Origin of the sequence: Flavihumibacter cheonanensis (genome assembly GCF_022352215.1) — a bacterium.
In the GTDB taxonomy this organism is placed as follows: Bacteria; Bacteroidota; Bacteroidia; order Chitinophagales; family Chitinophagaceae; genus Flavihumibacter; species Flavihumibacter cheonanensis.
The window spans coordinates 1-279 of sequence record NZ_JAKRWF010000224.1 but is presented as its reverse complement, the minus strand read 5'-3'; the positions used below and the strand labels follow the sequence as shown (position 1 = coordinate 279).

Annotated in this window: 1 protein-coding gene; it reads left to right on the top strand. The window is 62.0% G+C overall.

Annotation, left to right across the window (positions count from 1 at the left end):
• Positions 1–279, top strand: a 279-nt coding sequence (locus MD536_RS21790; protein WP_239603882.1) for a hypothetical protein, incomplete at both ends; no start/stop codon positions are given.

Here is a 279-nt window from a genome sequence, read left to right as displayed (position 1 = left end):
CGTTTCGCACGGCTCTGGAAACAGGCACCGCCGGTCTGCACAGCTTCCCTTGACGGCCTTCCGGGGACATTCGATGGCGTACATATTGGCCGTGGGGCCGCCCACATCCGCGATGATCCCCTTGAAATCCGGATGCACCGCCATTTTCCGGGCCTCCGCGACAATGGAAGCCCGGCTTCGGGATGTCACCCGGCGCCCCTGATGAACGGCGATGGCGCAGAAATTACATTCCCCGTAGCATCCCCGGTGGGTGGTGATGGAAAACCGGATGGTCGAAAG